This is a genomic window from Methylovulum miyakonense HT12, from assembly GCF_000384075.1.
Taxonomy (GTDB): Bacteria; Pseudomonadota; Gammaproteobacteria; order Methylococcales; family Methylomonadaceae; genus Methylovulum; species Methylovulum miyakonense.
Window position 1 is genome coordinate 3,185,976 of the sequence record NZ_KB913025.1, and the last position, 18,442, is coordinate 3,204,417.

Consider the following 18,442-nt stretch of genomic DNA (forward strand, 5'->3'; position numbering starts at 1 on the left):
AAGACTTTTGAACGGCCACTTAAGCCATCAATGCTACATAAACGAGGTTTGGCAATGAACCACAAAACTATCCTTTTGGTGGAAGACAATCCCCAGGACGAAATACTGACCTTACGGGCCTTGCGCAAAGCCAATTTGGCAAACCGGATAGACGTGGCGCGGGATGGCCAACAAGCCCTGGATTATCTTTTTAAGGCAGGTGAATTTGTTGGCCGTGAAGGCCCGGATTTGCCCACTGTGGTCTTGCTTGACATCGGTTTGCCGCGCCTGTCCGGCCTGGAGGTATTGGAACGCTTGCGTGGTGACGCCCGCACTGAATTGTTGCCAATCGTCATTTTGACTTCTTCAGATGAGGAACGTGACCGCCTTAAGAGCTACCAGATAGGGGTCAATAGTTTCGTGCGCAAGCCGGTCGATTTTGCCGAATTCGCCGAGACTGTGGCGCGTTTGGGGGTGTATTGGCTGGTGACCAACGAACCGCCGTTGGTACGGTAAAGCCGTTATGGACAGGCCATTAAAAATCCTTGTCATTGAAGATACCCCGGCCGATTTCCTGTTGCTGGAGCGGTATTTGCGCAAGCAGGACCCGTCGCTTGAGTGCAAGTGCGCCAGTGACCAGGAGGAACTGGAGTTGGCGTTGCTTGATGAATGGGATGCCATCCTGTCGGATTACAACTTGTCAGGGATGGATTTCCCCGCCACCCTGAGGCGTATCCGTTTGGCGAAGGACGTGCCCGTGCTGCTGGTGTCAGGCAGTATTGGCGAAGCGGCGGCGGTGGCCTTGTTGCACTTGGGCATCAGCGATTTCATTTCCAAAAATAACCTGGTGCGTTTATGGCCTTCGTTGCTCCGTGCCTTGACAGAAACGAAGGAGCGTCGCGCCCGCGCCGAAGCCGAAGCCGCGTTGAACGAAAACCAGCAAGCCACCCTACAAGCCCAACGGCAAGCCAGCCTGGCGGCATTGAATTTGATGGAGGATGCCGTCGCCGCCCGCGCCCGTGCCGAAGCCGCCAATGCCGCATTACGCGAAAGCGAGCAACGTTACCGCCTGTTGTTCGAGACCAATCCGCATCCGATGTGGGTCTACGATTTGGAAACGCTCGCCTTCCTCGCCGTCAACAATGCGGCGATCGTGCATTATGGTTACAGCCGTGAGGAATTCCTCGCGATGGCCGTCAAGGATATTTATCCGCAAGAAGACTTGCCAAAGCTTTTTGACAGTATCGGGCGGGTTACGCCGGGTATCGATAAAGCCGGGATTTTGCATCATCGCCGCAAAGATGGCAGTGTGATTTTGGTGGAAATCACCTCCCATGTCCTGGATTTTGGCGGGCGGCGGGCGGAACTCATGCTGGCTTTTGATATTACGGAACGCATGAAGATGGAAGACCAGCTACGCAAGCTGGCACAAACTGTCGAACAAAGTCCGGAAAGCATCATCATCACCAATCTGGACGCCGAAATCGAATACGTCAATGAGGCCTTTGTCCAGAACTCAGGTTATAGCCGCGAAGAATTGCTCGGGCGGAACCCGGGCATCCTCCAAACGGGCAACACGCCCTATTTGACCTATAAATCGCTGTGGGGAAATTTGAACCAAGGCGAGTCTTGGCAAGGGGAACTCCATAACCGCCGTAAAGATGGTAGCGAATATCTGGAGTTTGCCAGAATCTCCCCCATCCGCCAGCCTGACGGCAGCATCACCCACTATGTCGGGGTGAAAGAGGACATCACCGAAAAAAAGCGGACGGAGGCGGAATTGGAGCAGCACCGTTTCCATTTGGAAGAATTGGTGGCGACGCGCACCGCAGAGCTCGATTCCATGGTCAATAAGCTTAAGGCGAGCGAGGAACGCTTTAAATTGGCGCTGGACGCGACCAATGATGGTATATGGGATTGGAACATCCAATCCAACGCCGGTTACTGTAGCCCCGCTTATTACAAGATGCTAGGTTATGAGCCGGGTGAGTTTGGCCTGGACACCAACAATCTGTGGGTGGATTTGCTGCACCCTGAGGAAAGGGACAACGTTGTGGAACAGACCAGGCATCGGCTGGAGAACGAAGGCTTTTATGAAATGGAATTCCGGATGCGCACCAAGAACGGTAGCTATAAATGGATACTGAGCCGGGGCAAGTTAGTGGCGCGTGATGCAGAAGGCCAACCGCTACGTGCGGTTGGCACGCATATCGACCTTAGCCTACGCAAGCAATTGGAAATTGAATTGCGGCATGCCAAAGAGCAAGCCGAAACGGCCAATCGGGCAAAGAGCGCTTTCCTGGCGAATATGAGCCACGAAATCCGTACGCCCATGAACGCCATCATTGGCTTGACGTATCTCTTACGCCAAAACTCCCCCACGCCCGAACAAAGCGGGCGTCTGGACAAAATCGACGCCGCCGCCCAACATTTGCTGTCCATCATCAATGATATCCTGGATTTGTCAAAGATCGAAGTGGGCCGCTTGGAGCTGGAGCAGACTGACTTTGCCTTGGGCCCTTTGTTGGATCATGTCTATTCGCTGCTGGCCGAACAGGCTAGGATGAAAGGTTTGGACATTAAAATAGAAACCGGCAATGTGCCCCAATGGTTGCGTGGCGACCCTACCCGGTTGCGCCAGGCCATACTCAACTACGCGGGCAACGCCATCAAGTTCACCCAGCATGGCACGATTTGCTTACGCGCCAAACTGTTACAGGAAACTGGCCTGGGCTTGCTGATGCGTTTCGAAGTCCAGGACTCAGGCATCGGTATCGCTAAAGAAAATTTGCCGATGCTGTTTGAAGCCTTTACCCAGGCTGACATTTCGACGACCCGCCATTACGGGGGCACAGGGCTGGGCTTGGCCATTACCCGGCACCTCGCCCGGATGATGGGGGGGGACGCCGGGGCTGAAAGTGTCTTGGGGCAAGGCAGCACTTTTTGGATAACCGTTTTGCTCCAGCGTGGGCATGGCGCCATGCCCAGTGCCGCCGAAGAAAAATGGGCCGATGCCGCCATCATACTCCGCCAAAATTTTACGGCCGCCCGTGTGCTCTTAGCGGAAGACAACGCCATCAACCGTGAAGTGGCGTTGGAATTGTTGTATGGTGCGGGCCTGTCGGTGGACACCGCCGAAAATGGCCGGATTGCCGTGGAAAAAGCTGCCATGAACGGCTATGACCTGGTGCTGATGGATGTGCAAATGCCCGAGATGGATGGCCTGATGGCAACCCAGGCCATCCGCGCCCTTCCGGGTTGCAAAGCCTTACCCATTCTGGCGATGACCGCCAATGCCTTTAACGAAGACCGGCGCGCCTGCTTAGCGGCTGGCATGGACGATTTTGTTGCCAAGCCCGTGGTCCCCAAAGACCTCTACACGGCCCTGCTGCATTGGCTTGCGCGCTCTGACACCCCCAAATCCCGGACGGATCCGGATGCGCGGCCTGCTATGCCCGTGGCCGTCCCGGTGCCAGACCCGGATGTGGCCATCAACCTGGAAAACCGCTTGCAATTGATCCCCGGGCTTAATGTCGGGCGGGGGCTTGCCATCGTCATGGGCGACGCGAATAAATTTTGGCAACTTTTGCAAATGTTCGCCAATAACCATCGCCTGGACATGAAACATCTCCAGGATTTTTTGAAGGCTGGCAAAATCCAAGAAGCACAAGGTTTGGCGCACGAACTTAAAGGGGTGTCCGCCACTTTAGGCGCCCTTAGGGTTTCTGAACTGGCGGCCAAACTGGATACGGCCCTGCATCAGAAAGCCGCGCTAGCCGACTGCATGGAATTGGCCAAGTCGTGTGATGAGGAGTTGGCGCAACTGATTGGGGGCATTTTGAGCCAACCGGAAGGCCTTGGCCTAGCCGGAAGCACGGATAACTGCGTTGACCCTGAACAGGTAAACCGGGTCTTATCAGAACTGGAAGCTTTGCTTGCCGAAGACAATGCCATTGCCAGCCGCTTGGCTAGGGAATCGGCCAATTTGCTAAATGTCAGGCTAGGTAAACGTTACGCTGAGTTTAGCCGCCAAATTGACGCATTTGACTACGAAAGCGCATTGGCGACCTTGCGGGAAACCCTCCAAACCAAACCTGTCCCCTAATGGGCCAAGGGCCCGCCTATAATGTGGCAGGGGCCCCTGGCCTGGTTGCCCATTTGTCCAATAATTGCAGCTGTGCCGGCAATAACTTTGCCAGCGAGTAATGTTCCAGAACCGTTGCACGGGCGTGCCGCCTAAGCATATCCCCTAAGGTACCATTATCCAACGCTTCTTCGATACGGTCGGCTATCGCCTGGGTATCAAAAAAGTCCACCAGCAAGCCATTGTGGCCATCTTGAATGGCTTCACGGACAGGTGCGGTGTCTGACGCGACCACCAGGCAGCCTGCCGATAAGGCTTCCAATAAGGACCATGACAACACAAACGGTTTTGTCAAATAGACATGCACGGACGAGGCCTGCAAAACCTGGAGGTAATCCCGGTAGGGTAGGGAGCCCGTGAAATGCACCCTAGTCCAGTCCAAATCCACTGTTGCCTGCATCCAACTTTTCCAGCTTTGGCCTTCAGGGGGAGGTGGGCCGTAGGCGATGCGGTCGGCGGCGACGATCACCACATGGCAATTTGGGCGGCGGCTTAACAACCGGGTGAGGCTTTCAATGAATTGCGGGAAGCCCCGGTAAGTGTCCATGCCCCGTGCGACATAGGTGATAATTTCTTGGGCGCCACTTAAATCCAAGCCCGGCAGTTGCAGTTTTGCCCCTGTTTTGGGCTGGAAATAATCGGTGTCGACGCCGTCATGCAAGACTTGGATACGTGGCTGGAAGGCGTCGGGGAAGCGGGAATGTTGCCAATAGGTGGGCGTCACGCCAACATCACAGGCCTCCAGGTCAATCAACATTGCGGCGTTGCTGGCGCGGAAACGCAGGATGTCATCCAGGCTGGCCGGCGGTGCGCCAGGGTCGAAATCCAGGTCGCTGCCGCGGAAACGGGTGAACCATTCGCAATACAATAACAACGGTGTGTCGGGGAAGATGTCTTTGACGAACATGCCGCTGCCCCAGCCGGTATGCGCACAGACCAGGTCAGGCACAAAGCCTTTGGCCTTTAATTGTTCCAATATCCGCACCACCGCCTGCGCTTCCAGCACCGCATTTTCAAAGGCTTTCACATACAAATGCGTGCTGGCGTGGGCTTTCCGGGCGGGTTCGTAGACCAGTTTGGTGACTCCTGGCATCTCCGCGCTAGTTTTGTTTTGGGTGATAAAGCCAATTTTATTGTCGGGGTTATCGGCCAGTGCGCCGGCTATGTGGCGGTATTGGGCGGGGAAGTTGTTATGGATAAACAGGATACGCATACGGTTATTTGAATTTGATGACTTTGTTCAAAGGGTTGAGGTTGATTTCATCGACGACCATTTGGGCGCGTGATTCCAGCACATAGAGCACGGCTTGGGCAACATCCTCTGGCAATAAGGCGTTGCTGCCGTCATCGCCAGGCGAAAAGGATAAGGTATCGAAAAACTCCGTCCTGACCATGCCGGGGTTAACCAAGCAGACACGCACATTACTTTTGCTGCATTCCTCGCGCAAGGCTTGGGTGAAGCCCCGCAAAGCAAATTTGCTGGCGCAATAGACCGCGCCTTTCCGGCTGCCTTTTAACGCGGCTTCTGAGCCTATATAAACCAAATCACTGCGGGGCTTACGTTTTAAGGCGGGCAACAAGGCGCGGGTCACAAAGGCTTGGCTGGTGAAATTGACGCCCATCAGCCCGTTGATCTGCCGATAAGAAAATTCTTCCAGCGAACCAAATTGGCCTTGGCCAGCGCAAAAAACCACCGAATCAATCGCCGGATAGGTGTTCACCAATTTGTTCAGGTGTTGGGGCAAAGCGTCCAGATCCGACAAATCCAGCTGCACGCCGGTAAAGCCCATGACATTTTGGCGGAATTTACCGCAATCGCGGCTTACGCCGATGACGTGATGGCCTTGTTGCAACAACACCTTGGCGATGGCGCGGCCTATGCCGGAGCTGGCTCCGGTGACCAGGGTTGTGCGTTTTACAGTGTGCATGGGAAAAATTTGTCAGATGGGATGTGGGTCAGTATTTGCCCGGTGCAATAGCCTATCATGTCCTGTTCCAATTGTTTCGGATAGGACACCCTGCCGTTTTGCCGTTCCAAAGGGCTGGCGAAGAGCTTTTCGTCGGGATACAGGGCGTGGATTTTTTTGAAGAAATTTTCCGGCAAACGGAACACGCCCAAACTCACCGAGTGCAGCCGTTCAGGGTTGATGCGGGCAAAAACCTGTTCAAACAGCGCCTGGTAATGCGCCTGGTAATCGTGTTGGTACAGCAAAGGGTCAAAACGCAGGCCCACCAGCCAGCCCTGCTCCTGGCATTTAACTAAGGCATCCAGGCGTTTTTGTAGGGTAGGGGCTTTGGCCTCGACTTTTTCGGCGATAAGCCCTGGTGACAAACTGAACGCCACCACCGCACGTGGCAAGGGCTCGCGGTTTAACAGGCTGCGCACTTGGGTGCTTTTAGTGCGTAATTCCAGCCACGCATTGGGCAATCCGGCGAAAAAGGGCAGAAAGCTTTCGGCAAAGCCAGTCACGGGTTCCAAAGCGAGGCTGTCGCAATCATAGCCGGAGAAAAAATGCACCGCCTCATCCGGCGTTTGTGCGCACAGTTGTGTGATGTTTTGTTGGAAATCTTCGTAATTGATGAATAGCACGTAATGTGCGGATTGGTACATGCCTTGCAAAAAACAATAACGGCAATCGTAAAGGCAATTTAAGACGTGGGAAAAATAAAAATTGCGCCGTGCGCCGATGCCGTACCCGGCGGGGGCAGGGAGGGCAAAATGTTGGTATTTTTCGGCAAGGATCAACGCCGGTTTGAGTTTTTGCAACCGGAAATTCTGGGCCTTAGGGTTAAACACTTCCCCGTAGCGGCGGCAGGGTATGCGTGCGGCATTAGGGAAGCGCGCCAAAATTTCCAATACCCGTGGATGTTGGCGGATGGCTTCTTCTATATAAATGGTGTCGATCATTGTCGGGATGGTTTGGGGCTTAGGGATGAATGGCTTGCTTTCGCATGGGTGTGGCCGTCGTGGAGGTGGCTCCAGTCACTGGATGATGGGGGCAAATTAGGATCTGATGTTAGGCATTGTCCACGAAAAGCACGAAAAGCACGAAAAAAACGCACTAACGCCTTCGTGAGCAAAAATAAGCGGCAACTTGAAAGGGTCTCCCTAGCCTTTTTTCGCTTTGTAACGCAAGTTGTTCCCGTTACGTAACGATTTCAGTACCTATAGCGATTTTGAAACCTTAAGGACGGGTTTTGTCCTGCTCCGAGCAATCAAAGCCAAATAAATGCCCAGGATCCTTTCGTGCATTTTCGTGTTTTTCGTAGACAAAAGGAAGTCGTGCGTAACATCAGTTAGGATAACAATGCCGGCATTTTATATGAAAATTTTAGGGATTTATTACTCCAGCTTTATATAGGGTAAAATACCTGCAATGATTATCTGTACAGGGACATTATGAAAACGAATAAAATAGGTTTTATTGGCGGCGGCAATATGGCTTCAAGCCTGATGAACGGGCTGATAGCCAGCGGCCATCCCGCCGGGGCTATCTGGGTGTCCGATGTGGACGAAGCGGCGTTGGCGGCATTTGCGGTTAATCTGGGCGTTAACACGTCGCTGAGTAATGACACGGTAATTGAGGCGGTGGATGTGTTGGTTTTTGCGGTCAAGCCGCAAATACTGAAAGACGTGGCGTGCAGGGCGGCAAAGTTAATCCGGCAGCGGCAGGTATTGGTGGTTTCCATCGCGGCGGGCATCACCCAACAAAGTTTGGGGGCTTGGTTAGGCACAGAAACCGCCATTGTGCGTTGCATGCCCAATACGCCAGCATTGGTGTTGACGGGGGCGACGGCCTTATATGCCAACCCGCATGTCTCTGCCCAACAACGGGATTTGGCGGAAAGCATTATGCGGGCGGTGGGCATTTCGCTTTGGGTTAATGAGGAAAGCGATTTGGACGCGGTGACTGCGGTGTCCGGCAGTGGCCCCGCCTATTTCTTTTTGCTGATGGAAGCGATGGAAGCAACGGCGGTAGGGCTTGGTTTGGATGCACAAACGGCACGGTTGTTGGTGCAACAAACCGCGTTGGGCGCCGCGAAAATTGCCTTGGAATCCTCCGAGTCGCCAGAATTATTGCGTAAGCGGGTGACCTCGCCCGGAGGGACCACCCAGCAGGCGATCCAAACCTTTGAAGAAGGGGGGTTTACCCAACTGGTTGCCCGTGCGTTACATGCGGCACATGACCGTTCTATTGAAATGTCCAAACAAATGGAGAGTTCCTAATGGATTCGAGCTATCTGACTGATCCTATTATCCTTGTTGTCGATTCCTTATCGTCGCTCTATATTCTGGCCGTTTTATTGCGTTTTTTGTTGCAATGGTGCGGAACCTCATTTTATGACCCCATTGCGCAATTGTTGCTTAAAATCACTCATCCGCCTTTACGCATCCTACGTCGGTTCATACCCCCTATCGGCAGGATTGACACGTCTTCTTTGGTGTTGGTGCTTTTCTTGCAGATGGCGGCCAATTTCAGCATCCTGATTTTAAAGGGGGTGACAATCAACATAGGGGCGTTGACCATTTTGTCCATCACCGATTTGGTGGCGTTGCTGATCAATATATTTATTTTTGCCGTGTTCGCACGGGCTTTATTGAGTTGGATAAATCCGGAGGCTTATAACTCGGCATCGTCGATCTTAGTGAGCTTGACCGAACCTTTACTGGATTTATGCCGTAAGGTGATCCCGGACTTAGCTGGCATAGACTTGTCCCCATTGGCGGTGTTGTTGTTTTTGCAGTTAGCTAAAATGATCATCTTGCCCCCCTTGCAACAATTGGCCAGTCTGATCGGTTAACGGGCTTATTTGACTGGCTAATATAGCCATAATAGACAATGCCGTTTTGCCGTTTTGCTCGCCGCTAACAATAACGTTAAGAAAAGGTTGCCCTCAGATAATTAGGCTTTCTCTTTGGCTGGTCTTTATCCTATAATTCAAAATCTTGTGTAAAGCATTTAAAAGTCTATGCCTGTATCAATTTTGCAAACCTTAATAGTTTTAATATGCTTGCTTAGTAGCGAGATGGCCTTTGCCAAACGTTTATACCGTTTGGAAGACCAATACGGCAATACGGTGTTTTCAGATCAGGTGCCCCCCGAACAATCCCAAAACCGGCGGGAATTGTTAAGCCCTAGGGCAACAGTCCTTGAGATTACCGAAAGGGCAAAAACCAAAGAGCAACTCGAACTTGAAGCGCGGCTTACGGAGCTACGGAAAGAGGAAGAGAAGCTGATTGCCAAGCAAAAGGTCAATGACCACGCGCTGTTAAGCACTTTCCATTCAGAAGAGGAAATTGAGCAGGCGATGAATGTCAAAATGCAGGAGTTTGACAATCAGAGGAGGGTGCTTGAAGGCACGTTAAAAAACATGGCCCATCAGCTGAACAACCAGCAAAAAGCGGCGGCGGCGATGGAGCGTAACGGCCAGCAGGTTACGGAAAAACTGCTTGAAGATATTAAGTCAACGCAAGACCAGATGGAGCAAATCCATAGGGTCATTAATGCCAATGTCGATAAACAGGGCATGGTAAGGAATGAATACACCGCCAATATCGACCGCTATTTGTTCCTGACCCAATCGTTGAAAACACATAAGCCATTGAAAAACACCATACCCAGTATCCAATTGGCCAATGCGCTAGGTTTGTTCCATTGCGATAATGACCATCAATGCAATAAGGCTTGGGAAATTGCCCGGCAATTCGTAAACCGGAATTCGACTACCGTGCCCGATGTTTATAATGAAAAACTGATTATGAACCGGCCGCCAGCGGTTGACACGGACATCAGCTTGACGTTATCGCGCATTGCCATCACCGACAACGATTACCAGCTTTTTTTGGATATCCATTGCCACAATTCCGTAGTCGGTGAACAATTATGCGCTAGCCAAAAAATTAAAGACTTGCGGGCTTCTTTTCGGGCTTATGTCAACAACGCGTTATCGCGGACGGCTCAACAGTAACGTACCCACCCCTTGGTCTGTAAACAATTCCAGCAACACCGCGTGTGCGACACGCCCATCAATGATATGCACACTATGGACCCCGCCATTTAGGGCGTCAGTGGCGCAACGGGTTTTGGGGATCATCCCCCCGGAAATGGTGCCGTCGGCAATTAACGAGTCAATATCGGTGACCGACAATCCGGTCAATAAACTCCCTTGTTTATCCAGGATGCCGGCGGTATTGGTCAATAGGATCAGTTTCTCCGCTTTCAAGACTTCGGCTATTTTGCCTGCCACCAAATCCGCATTGATATTGTAGGAATGGCCGTCCGCACCCACACCAATCGGTGCAATGACGGGAATAAAATCACTCCGCCCAAGCATTTCAACAACGGAAGGGTCAATGCTGCTGACTTCGCCGACATGGCCCAGGTCAATAATTTCCGAGGCTTCGGCATCTAAGGACGAGCGTTTAAGGTTGATTTTTTTGGCGCGGATAAAATCCCCGTCTTTTCCGGTCAAGCCGACCGCCTTGCCTCCATTCATATTGATCAAATTGACAATTTCCTTATTCACCAAGCCTCCGAGCACCATTTCAACGACATCCATGGTTTCGCTGTCGGTGATGCGCATCCCATCGACAAACCCCGTCGTTTTCCCCAATTTCTCAAGTAACTGGCCAATCTGCGGGCCACCGCCATGCACCACTATTGGGTTAAAACCGACCAGCTTCATTAACACAATATCCCTGGCAAAACTGTTCTTCAAGCTTTCGTCAACCATGGCATTGCCACCGAATTTGACGACAACCGTTTTTCCTTTGAAGCGCTGGATATAAGGTAGGGCTTCAATCAATACTTCGGCGATCAGGGAAGGGGCTTTCTTTTTCGTCATTTTCTAAAATTCCAATAAATAAACTTTGTGCGCTATGGCCGCTTGGCCGCTATAGCTTAAAACCATTGACTTCATCAAACAAACCTTCAATATCGAAGTCATCGTCGTCATTTACAATAATGTTGACACCGCTTTCAAGCTCCGCTGGAGATTCCCTGTCCCCATAATCAAGGACCCGTTTGAATTGCATGAGGTTGGAAATGGCGGCTGTGAATTCGGTCAGCTCCAATGGGTAATTGCTTTGCGAATTATGGGTCATTATATCTTTAAAGGCTTTCATCAGGCTTTCCAAATCTTGCCTTAAGATGTTTGACAACCAGCGGTGCCCTACAAACAGGGCCAATAAGGCAACGAATGAGGTCGTAAAAATAAGGCTCCCTAAGAGGGCCAAATCGCCTAGCCCGGTACTATCCGGGTATTGGTAATGGATCGTCCAACCGGTATTGGCGACATTAATTTCTTTAGCGTCAATATGCCCGACAGCCATTTTGTCACCCAAGGTACCCAGCACTGCCGGCCCTTGTTTCAGTTCCATATAGCCGTTTTTTATGCTGGCAAGGCGTAAGCTTTTTAGGACGACATTTTCGTCAAAACTCGCCAGGATGACCCCTGTTATTTTGCCATTTTGGTAGATGCCACGTGCAATTGCGAAGTGCCGGCCCGCCCCTTTTTCACCTTGGATACCAGGAAATGGGTTGCCGTTCAGGGTTTCCCGCACTAACTCCAGGTCGGCAAACCCCATGCTTGGCTGGGTTTGGTCGTCAGTTTCATGGGTATCAGGCAGCAAGATCCTGATTTTGAGGATGTCAGGGATATATTGTTCGAGTTTGGCCGCCGCCATTTTTAAGAGCCCGTTGTTGCCAAGGGCCACGGCATTTAAAACGTCCGGGTCTTGGGTCATTTTGTCCAAGGTTTTATTCAATAGGTCAATTTGCGCCGATAAGCCGAGTGCAACATTTTTTGCCTCCGCAACCGCCGATTCTTCCCGGGCTTTGGTAATGTCAGATTGTGATAACCAGTAAATGCCAAAAGCCGTTGTGAGTATCATTAAAACTATCGCAGCCGCGAGCAAATAAAAGAGCTTTCTCATGTTATAACCTCAAAAATAAAGAACCGTTTTAATGTTGCCCAGTGTGGCCAAAGCCACCATCGCCACGTGCACTTTCCGTGAATTCGCCGACCTGCATGAATTCAACCTGTATCACAGGCACAAAAACCATTTGCGCGATGCGTTGGCCGACATTAATGGTGAACGCCGTTGCGCCCCGGTTCCAGCAAGAAACAAAAACTTGGCCTTGATAATCCGAATCGATCAAGCCGACCAAGTTACCCAGCACAATCCCATGCTTATGGCCTAAACCCGATCTGGGCAATAATACCGCAGCCAATTCAGGGTCATCAATAAAGATGGCCAAACCCGTTGGTATCAAAAGGCTTTCTCCAGGATAGATCAGGGTGTTTTCGTCAAGGCAGGCGCGTAAGTCCAGTCCCGCCGAACCTTCAGTTGCATATTGGGGCAGGGGGATGTCCTTGCCCAAACGGGCGTCAAGAATTTTTAGCTGTATTTTTTTCATGGTTTATGTAATTTAAATCGTTCGGCGATAAGGCTAAGCAATTGCTCGGCGAGAAGGGTTTTATCGGCCATTGCCAAGGTCTTATGGCCTGTTGGCCAGAACACTTGCAAGGCGTTTTGGTCGCTGTCAAAACCGCCCGCGTCACGCCCCACCCAATTGGCGGCGATCATATCCAGGTTTTTTTGTTTTAGCTTGGCCAGGGCATACTGTTCGAGGTTTTCGGTTTCTGCGGCAAAACCGACGGTAAATGGCCGCTGCCCAAGTGCGGCGACAGCCGCCAAAATGTCTTGGGTCTTGTGCAATAGCAATTGGCTTTGGCCATCCTGTTTTTTGATTTTTTCAGGCATGGGCATCGGGCTATAATCGGCCACAGCCGCCGCACCAATATAGATGTCGTGGTTAACGGCGGCGGGTAGGACCGCTTCATACATTTGCATTGCCGTTTCCACCTGGATGGCCTTCACATTATCCGGTAAGGCTAAATTCACCGGGCCGCTAATCAGCGTCACCTCGGCACCCGCGTTGGCTGCGGCGGCCGCCAATGCGTATCCCATTTTTCCCGAACTGCGGTTAGTGATGTAACGCACGGGGTCTATAGGTTCCCGCGTCGGGCCTGCGCTTATTAAAACCTTCAGGCCTTGAAGGGTTAAGGGGGTAGGCGTGCCGGACAAGTGACGGCAAATGTGTCCAGGTTCTGACATTCTGCCAAAACCATTTTCACCACATGCCTGGTCACCGGCTTCCGGGCCGATGAAGCGGACGCCTTGGGCTTTGAGCCGCCGGACGTTTTCCTGGGTGACCGGTTTGTTCCACATCGCCTGGTTCATTGCCGGAGCCACATAAACCGGGCAAGTTGCCGCCAGATAAAGGGTGGACAATAAATCGCCGGCCAGGCCATGGCTTAATTTGGCAAGCAAGTCCGCCGTGGCGGGGGCTATCAATAAAATATCCGCCCAGCGGGTCAGATTAATATGGCCCATGGCATTTTCCGCATCTACATCAAGTAATGCAGTATGGACAGGGTTGCCGGACAAGGCTTGGAAGGTTAGCGGGCTAATAAATCCGGTGGCGGCTTGGGTCATAACAACCCGTACATCCGCCCCTTGTTTGCGCAGCAGACGCACTAGTTCTGCCGATTTATAGGCGGCGATGCCGCCACTAATCCCTAATAAAATTCGCTTGTTAATGGTGTTTCCTGAATAAGGCAAAAACGGCTATTATGGCAAGTCTGGATAAATTGTTCTAGGCTTAATCGTATGCGGAAAGACGGTTTTCTTGAAACAATAGGATATGCCGGATCATGTAACGGCTATTCTATGGTATGGGGCATTTTGCCGTAGCGCCTACCCAACCTATATTAAGCAGATAAGGGAAATGGCAAGCATCCATAGGGCCATTTGTTTGGCCAGTTAGGGTCTGGGTGAATTCCCATACGGAACTGAAATTTACTCCATAAAAACTATATTTTGTGTTAATCTTTATTTTTTTCACTATATGCAGTGTCGGTGTCTGCCGTTTTTTGAAATTTGTCCGTCTTAAACCGCCTGCTAGCCATCCCCACCTATCACAGCACCCCCTATACCATTATGATCCAGCAAATTAATAAAAAAATTACCGCTTATAAAGTACTGTCCCCTAACGTATCGGCAAGCAATGAAGACCAGGATGCCACCCCATTAGCCGCCCAAGAGCCCGTTCCGAACTTGGAAAGCATGCATGAAAATGTCGCACGCCCTGAAATTTTGTATGGTTCAACCTATAAAATCAAAACCCCGCAATCGGAACATGCGCTGTACATCACCATCAATGACATGATTTTGAACCAAGGCAGCGAGCATGAAGAGCGCCGCCCTTATGAAGTGTTCATCAACTCAAAAAATATGGAGCATTTCCAGTGGGTGTTGGCATTGACACGGGTTATCTCGGCGGTGTTCCGTAAAGGCGGCGACGCATGCTTTTTGGTTGACGAGCTAAAGGCCGTGTTCGACCCGCGTGGCGGCTATTTTAAAAAAGGCGGGGTGTTTATGCCTTCACTGGTGGCGGAAATTGGCTGTGCCATTGAATCGCATTTAAAAAGCATCGGCATGCTTAAGGACAATGAGCTCAACGACCATCAAAAGCAGTTCCTGGCCGAAAAGCGCCGTGAATTTGACGCGTTGCACGCCGGGCCTGAAGCCATCGAAGTTGACAGCGGTTTTCCGGCCAAAGCGTTGTTGTGCGTCAAATGCCAGACCAAAGCCGTGGTGCTGATGGATGGCTGTATGACTTGCCTCAATTGTGGCGACAGTAAGTGTAGCTAAGGCGACGGTAGTGTTATTTGGGGCTTAGGCGGTTGGGGCACAGGCCTGCTTGGTGCTGTTTGTGGTTTCAGGGGTCTAGGCAAAGGCTTGTTAAGCGGGCGGTTTGGGGTCACGGGAACCAGGCTTTTTACGGGTTTAGGCAGTGGCTTGATGACGGGTTTGCCGGGCACGGCCAACGCCGGGGCGGTGGCGGGTGGTTTCACAAGTTTGGGTTTTGTCACCGGAGGGTTAGTCAAAATTTTCGGCGGTAAAACGTTAGGCGGAAGGGTTTGCGGCTTAACGGGCTTAGGTTTGCTGATAAGCGCCCTGGGGACAGGTTTTATGCCGGTGCCCATAGGGAGGGTTAAGGCCGGCAGGGTGCTTGGGCTGGTTACTAGCTTAGGCCTGACCAATTTCCGTATGGCTTTGGTGTTTCCGGTAGTTTGTGCAGGTTCCGCCTTAGGTCTGGGTGCGCCGGTTTTAATGGCCGCAACTTTGGCTTCCGGCTTAACCCCTTCTTCTTCGGGCACCATATTGATCAGCGGCGATAGCGTGGGCTTGAGGTGACGCATAATTTGCACGGGCAATGAGCTCGTGAAGTGGTAGCTGCCCGCATCGTCCCCGGCAACATAGGCTGTGATCACCCCAAAAAACCGTTCGCCAATAAAAAAGGTAAATACGGCGGCGCGGCTGATAAACTTCGATTCGATTAAACGTCCGCCCGGCCCCCAAATTTCCTTGCGGTGGTCTCCCGTACCGGTTTTACCGCCAACGGTCAATGGTTTGCCCGCCGCATTCGTGTATATGCCATTGAGCCGCGCCGCCGTCCCGCCTTCGACGACGCCGCTTAAAGCGCCACGCGCCACTTTGGCGATTTCAGGCGCAAACACCCGCTCCCCTTGGTCTAGGGATTTGTTCAACACCGTTTCATAGGGCGTGCCTTGTGCGAAATGCAGGCTTTCAAAACGGACGAAAGGGAGTTTCATGCCATCATTACGCAATATGCCCATCAGCTCGGCCAAGGCCACCGGACGGTCACCCGAGGCCCCGATAGAGGTTGCGTAAGACGGGGTGAGTTCTTCAAACGGGTAACCTACCCGTTGCCACGCTTTATGTATTGCCCTGAACGCCTCAATTTCCAACAAGGTCATGATGCGCCGCTGCTGGGCATTTTTTCTATTGTTCTTGAACAGCCAACGGTAGACATCCTGGCGCTGTTTGGTGCTGGCTTCCATGACCTCATCACGGCTGGCTTTAGGGTGTTGTGCCAAATAATTGGCCAGCCAGAGTTCCAATGGATGGATCTTGGTGATGTAGCCTTGATCCTGCAAGTCGAAATTATCCACGGTATATTTATCGTAAAGGCTATAAATATCGTCATCCGACAGCTGGCTATTATCCAAACGGGTTTTTAAAAATTTCTTTAATGCCTGTTCATCCGCATCCGGATAAACGGCCCGAAATAACATGGTCAACCTTGAGGGTTTGGCATATACCCGGTTGGACAATAACGCCAGCGTTTCTTCAGGTGTCTTGTCCTGATATTTGGCATAAAACCGCTGTAAGTACACGCCGCCTTCACGGTCGGCGAAACGTTGCAAATATTCTTTTCTACGCGGGTCATCAGGGCTTTCCAACCAGCGTGCCAAACCGTCTGGCTTGTAAAGGTGATGGTAAACCACATCGCGCATCAGCCTGACAAAGACCAAATTGACCGAGTCACGCAAAGCCTCGCGTACCGACATGATCTTATGGTTTTCATCTTTAGTGAAGTTGCTGAAGGTATGCAAGCCCCCCCCCGTAAAGAAACTTTCGCCCGGACTGGCTGAATAACGCCTGTCCAGTGCGTTGTTCAGCAAGTCTTCGAGACGGGCCTGGGGGGTTGCCAGTAGCTGCTCAATCACCCATTGTGAAAAATAATCACGCGGATGCAGTTGGATTTGCTTCAACACGGCCGGTGGCTGGTCTTTGTAGCGATGGTAAATGTCAGTGACCAATTCCAGGTAATGCACCATGGTGCGCAATTTGGCGGTCGACCCTAGGTCTATGCGTATACCCTCGTTGATGTCCAGGGCTTGGTCGTAATTGTCGGTTTGCACACGTAGCATATTCCCGGTCTTGCCCCGTTCAAACAGCATTAAGCTATAAATGATAGGCGCCAATTTACTGTTTTCACTGAGCATCCTTTTTCCCAGCAGGCCTGCCGCTTTTGCGTTTTCAGGTTCACCTAGCCGGCGCAATTCCTGATTGACGGCTTGCTGCGTATTGAAATCGAGGGAAGTTTTGACGGTCAGGTCGAGGCGGTCCAGGTCGTAATTGGATTTAATGTTGAGCAATTTCCCCAGCCGGCTACGTAGCACGGACTGGGTTTTTTTCTCAACGGCAAACTTGGCCGGGATCGTACTGGTTTTGGACGGGCGCAAGGTGGCCTCTTTCAATGCGGCGTCACGTAAGGCATTAGAAATAAGGCCTTTTTCAGCCAATATCCTTAAATAACTGTCGGTCAGGTTTTGTAGCGCATCAAAACCTCGCCCCAATAAATAAGTAGGCCTTCTTTGCGATAACAGAATCCCCAATACCTGCCGATAAGCTTGGGCCTGCTGCGGGCTAATGTGTTTCACGGCCAAGGCTTTAGGTGCCAACAATTTGTTGATTTCATTAAAGTCGGCGCCAAACCATGCGGTCAGGCCATCGCCAAGGCCATGGATTTCGCCGGATTTGGGGGTTGCGGAGAGCGGCATGGAATTTAAGTAAGAAAGGGCGATTTCCTGGCGCATCGCACGGGTGTCTGGGCCTAACAAATAAGCCCGCACCGACGCCGTGCCCATTTGCCGGAATTTATCCGTGATCGAATTGGTATAGCCGTTTGGGGAATGGCGGTATTTTTCAATTTGTGTCGCCAGGGTGCTGCCACCAGGGACGGCGCTCGTCGCGCCTAGTTTGTGCGCCATCAATTGCAAGCTGGCGAAGCCTAGCCTGTCCCATTCTATGGCGGGGTTAACCTGGGTGTTTTGCTCATCCAGCAGTTCCCTATTTTCGATGAACAGCAGGGTATTGAGGATGACAGGGGGGACGGATTCGAAGTTGGGGTAACCAAATGCAGGGTAAACGGCTTTAAAGACCAATTGGTTGCGGCGGTCCAGGATACGCAAGCCTGCCTGGCTTTTTTCGTGGTAAACGGTAAATAGCCCGTAATCGACCAATTCCGCCATCATCGGTGAAAAATCCGCTTGCGCGGTAATGCCATAGCCGAGTTTTGTTAATCGGCTTATCGCATCCGGTAATAAGGTGTAGCCCAGCCTTTGGTCATAAGGGCCAAATTGCGGGTAACGGACTGAAGTGCTGGCGCCGTTGACGAGCTTGAAACTCAGTTGCTTGCTAATTTGTGAAAGATATTGGGCCTGGTATTTGGAGGTTTTCACCTCTTGTTGGATCAGCCGCGCCACAACCAGCGTTACCGCCAGCAAGACCACCACAATGTAAATGGTCAAAATCCGCTTTATCAATGAGCTGCTATTTTGTTTCACGCGCCATTTCCATTACAACGTAAAAAGATGCCCCATTTTCTTGTGGGGGGAAAACATCATAGGTTTGATAATACTGAAGATGTTGTGAATGGG

At 51.5% G+C, this 18,442-nt stretch carries 14 protein-coding genes; 6 read left to right on the forward strand and 8 right to left on the reverse strand.

All coding sequences use genetic code 11. The features are described 5' to 3' along the window. The first annotated feature begins 54 nt into the window (after positions 1-54). Positions 55-495: a response regulator gene (locus tag METMI_RS0115695; RefSeq protein WP_019867247.1), complete on the forward strand. Its 441-nt coding sequence runs from the start codon at positions 55-57 to the stop codon at positions 493-495. Positions 496-502: 7 nt separating this feature from the next. Beyond that, positions 503-4,084 (forward strand): PAS domain S-box protein, encoded by a 3,582-nt coding sequence (locus tag METMI_RS0115700; RefSeq protein ID WP_019867248.1) that lies wholly within the window; start codon positions 503-505, stop codon positions 4,082-4,084. Positions 4,085-4,100: 16 nt separating this feature from the next. Here METMI_RS0115700 and METMI_RS0115705 read toward each other — a convergent pair whose 3' ends face one another. The 3 genes from METMI_RS0115705 to METMI_RS0115715 are packed head-to-tail and all read right to left on the reverse strand — an operon-like array spanning position 4,101 to position 7,031. Continuing rightward, on the reverse strand, positions 4,101-5,336 hold the full coding sequence (locus METMI_RS0115705; RefSeq protein WP_019867249.1) for a glycosyltransferase family 4 protein: 1,236 nt from the start codon (positions 5,334-5,336) through the stop codon (positions 4,101-4,103). 4 nt (positions 5,337-5,340) lie between these two features. After that, positions 5,341-6,051 carry an SDR family oxidoreductase gene (locus METMI_RS0115710; protein WP_019867250.1) on the reverse strand — a complete coding sequence of 237 codons (711 nt, stop codon included), beginning with the start codon at positions 6,049-6,051 and terminating at the stop codon, positions 5,341-5,343. Beyond that, complete coding sequence (locus tag METMI_RS0115715) at positions 6,039-7,031, reverse strand: SPL family radical SAM protein (RefSeq protein WP_019867251.1); 993 nt, start codon at positions 7,029-7,031, stop codon at positions 6,039-6,041. Before METMI_RS0115715 ends, METMI_RS0115710 begins: the two co-directional genes overlap by 13 nt. 492 nt (positions 7,032-7,523) lie before the next feature. Here METMI_RS0115715 and proC point away from each other — a divergent pair, with 492 nt between their 5' ends. The 3 genes from proC to METMI_RS0115730 all read left to right on the forward strand — a co-directional run bounded on the left by proC (position 7,524) and on the right by METMI_RS0115730 (position 10,093). After that, positions 7,524-8,351: a pyrroline-5-carboxylate reductase gene (gene proC / locus METMI_RS0115720; protein WP_019867252.1), complete on the forward strand. Its 828-nt coding sequence runs from the start codon at positions 7,524-7,526 to the stop codon at positions 8,349-8,351. Beyond that, positions 8,351-8,926, forward strand: coding sequence for a YggT family protein (locus tag METMI_RS0115725; protein WP_019867253.1), 576 nt, complete (start codon positions 8,351-8,353; stop codon positions 8,924-8,926). The genes proC and METMI_RS0115725 overlap by 1 nt, the downstream gene beginning before the upstream one ends. A gap of 168 nt (positions 8,927-9,094) precedes the next feature. Next, positions 9,095-10,093: a hypothetical protein gene (locus METMI_RS0115730; RefSeq protein WP_232215238.1), complete on the forward strand. Its 999-nt coding sequence runs from the start codon at positions 9,095-9,097 to the stop codon at positions 10,091-10,093. Here the strand turns inward: METMI_RS0115730 and argB are convergent. The 4 genes from argB to coaBC are packed head-to-tail and all read right to left on the reverse strand — an operon-like array spanning position 10,070 to position 13,751. After that, positions 10,070-10,969 carry an acetylglutamate kinase gene (gene argB, locus METMI_RS0115735; RefSeq protein ID WP_019867255.1) on the reverse strand — a complete coding sequence of 300 codons (900 nt, stop codon included), beginning with the start codon at positions 10,967-10,969 and terminating at the stop codon, positions 10,070-10,072. The two genes, METMI_RS0115730 and argB, sit on opposite strands and share 24 nt — an antisense overlap. A 49-nt stretch (positions 10,970-11,018) precedes the next feature. Beyond that, positions 11,019-12,059: a hypothetical protein gene (locus tag METMI_RS0115740; RefSeq protein WP_019867256.1), complete on the reverse strand. Its 1,041-nt coding sequence runs from the start codon at positions 12,057-12,059 to the stop codon at positions 11,019-11,021. Between the two features lie 28 nt (positions 12,060-12,087). Continuing rightward, positions 12,088-12,543: a dUTP diphosphatase gene (gene dut, locus METMI_RS0115745; protein WP_019867257.1), complete on the reverse strand. Its 456-nt coding sequence runs from the start codon at positions 12,541-12,543 to the stop codon at positions 12,088-12,090. Then, on the reverse strand, positions 12,540-13,751 hold the full coding sequence (gene coaBC, locus METMI_RS0115750) for a bifunctional phosphopantothenoylcysteine decarboxylase/phosphopantothenate--cysteine ligase CoaBC (RefSeq protein ID WP_019867258.1): 1,212 nt from the start codon (positions 13,749-13,751) through the stop codon (positions 12,540-12,542). The genes dut and coaBC overlap by 4 nt, the downstream gene beginning before the upstream one ends. 378 nt (positions 13,752-14,129) lie before the next feature. On the opposite strand from coaBC, the gene METMI_RS0115755 reads away from it, so the two are divergent. Next, the gene (locus METMI_RS0115755; RefSeq protein WP_019867259.1) at positions 14,130-14,843 is read left to right on the forward strand and encodes a TSCPD domain-containing protein; all 714 of its coding nucleotides are present in this window, start codon (positions 14,130-14,132) and stop codon (positions 14,841-14,843) included. Here the strand turns inward: METMI_RS0115755 and METMI_RS0115760 are convergent. Then, positions 14,840-18,349 (reverse strand): transglycosylase domain-containing protein, encoded by a 3,510-nt coding sequence (locus METMI_RS0115760; RefSeq protein ID WP_019867260.1) that lies wholly within the window; start codon positions 18,347-18,349, stop codon positions 14,840-14,842. The genes METMI_RS0115755 and METMI_RS0115760 overlap by 4 nt on opposite strands. Between the last annotated feature and the right edge of the window lie 93 nt (positions 18,350-18,442).

Excerpts from the sequence above, each read along its gene's own strand:
- METMI_RS0115730 (WP_232215238.1), top strand. The coding sequence starts at position 9,095 with ATGCCTGTATCAATTTTGCAAACCTTAATAGTTTTAATATGCTTGCTT.
- METMI_RS0115710 (WP_019867250.1), bottom strand. The coding sequence starts at position 6,051 with ATGCACACTGTAAAACGCACAACCCTGGTCACCGGAGCCAGCTCCGGC.
- METMI_RS0115715 (WP_019867251.1), bottom strand. The coding sequence starts at position 7,031 with ATGATCGACACCATTTATATAGAAGAAGCCATCCGCCAACATCCACGG.
- METMI_RS0115725 (WP_019867253.1), top strand. The coding sequence starts at position 8,351 with ATGGATTCGAGCTATCTGACTGATCCTATTATCCTTGTTGTCGATTCC.
- METMI_RS0115700 (WP_019867248.1), top strand. The coding sequence starts at position 503 with ATGGACAGGCCATTAAAAATCCTTGTCATTGAAGATACCCCGGCCGAT.
- argB (WP_019867255.1), bottom strand. The coding sequence starts at position 10,969 with ATGACGAAAAAGAAAGCCCCTTCCCTGATCGCCGAAGTATTGATTGAA.
- METMI_RS0115705 (WP_019867249.1), bottom strand. The coding sequence starts at position 5,336 with ATGCGTATCCTGTTTATCCATAACAACTTCCCCGCCCAATACCGCCAC.
- METMI_RS0115740 (WP_019867256.1), bottom strand. The coding sequence starts at position 12,059 with ATGAGAAAGCTCTTTTATTTGCTCGCGGCTGCGATAGTTTTAATGATA.
- METMI_RS0115755 (WP_019867259.1), top strand. The coding sequence starts at position 14,130 with ATGATCCAGCAAATTAATAAAAAAATTACCGCTTATAAAGTACTGTCC.
- METMI_RS0115695 (WP_019867247.1), top strand. The coding sequence starts at position 55 with ATGAACCACAAAACTATCCTTTTGGTGGAAGACAATCCCCAGGACGAA.
- proC (WP_019867252.1), top strand. The coding sequence starts at position 7,524 with ATGAAAACGAATAAAATAGGTTTTATTGGCGGCGGCAATATGGCTTCA.
- dut (WP_019867257.1), bottom strand. The coding sequence starts at position 12,543 with ATGAAAAAAATACAGCTAAAAATTCTTGACGCCCGTTTGGGCAAGGAC.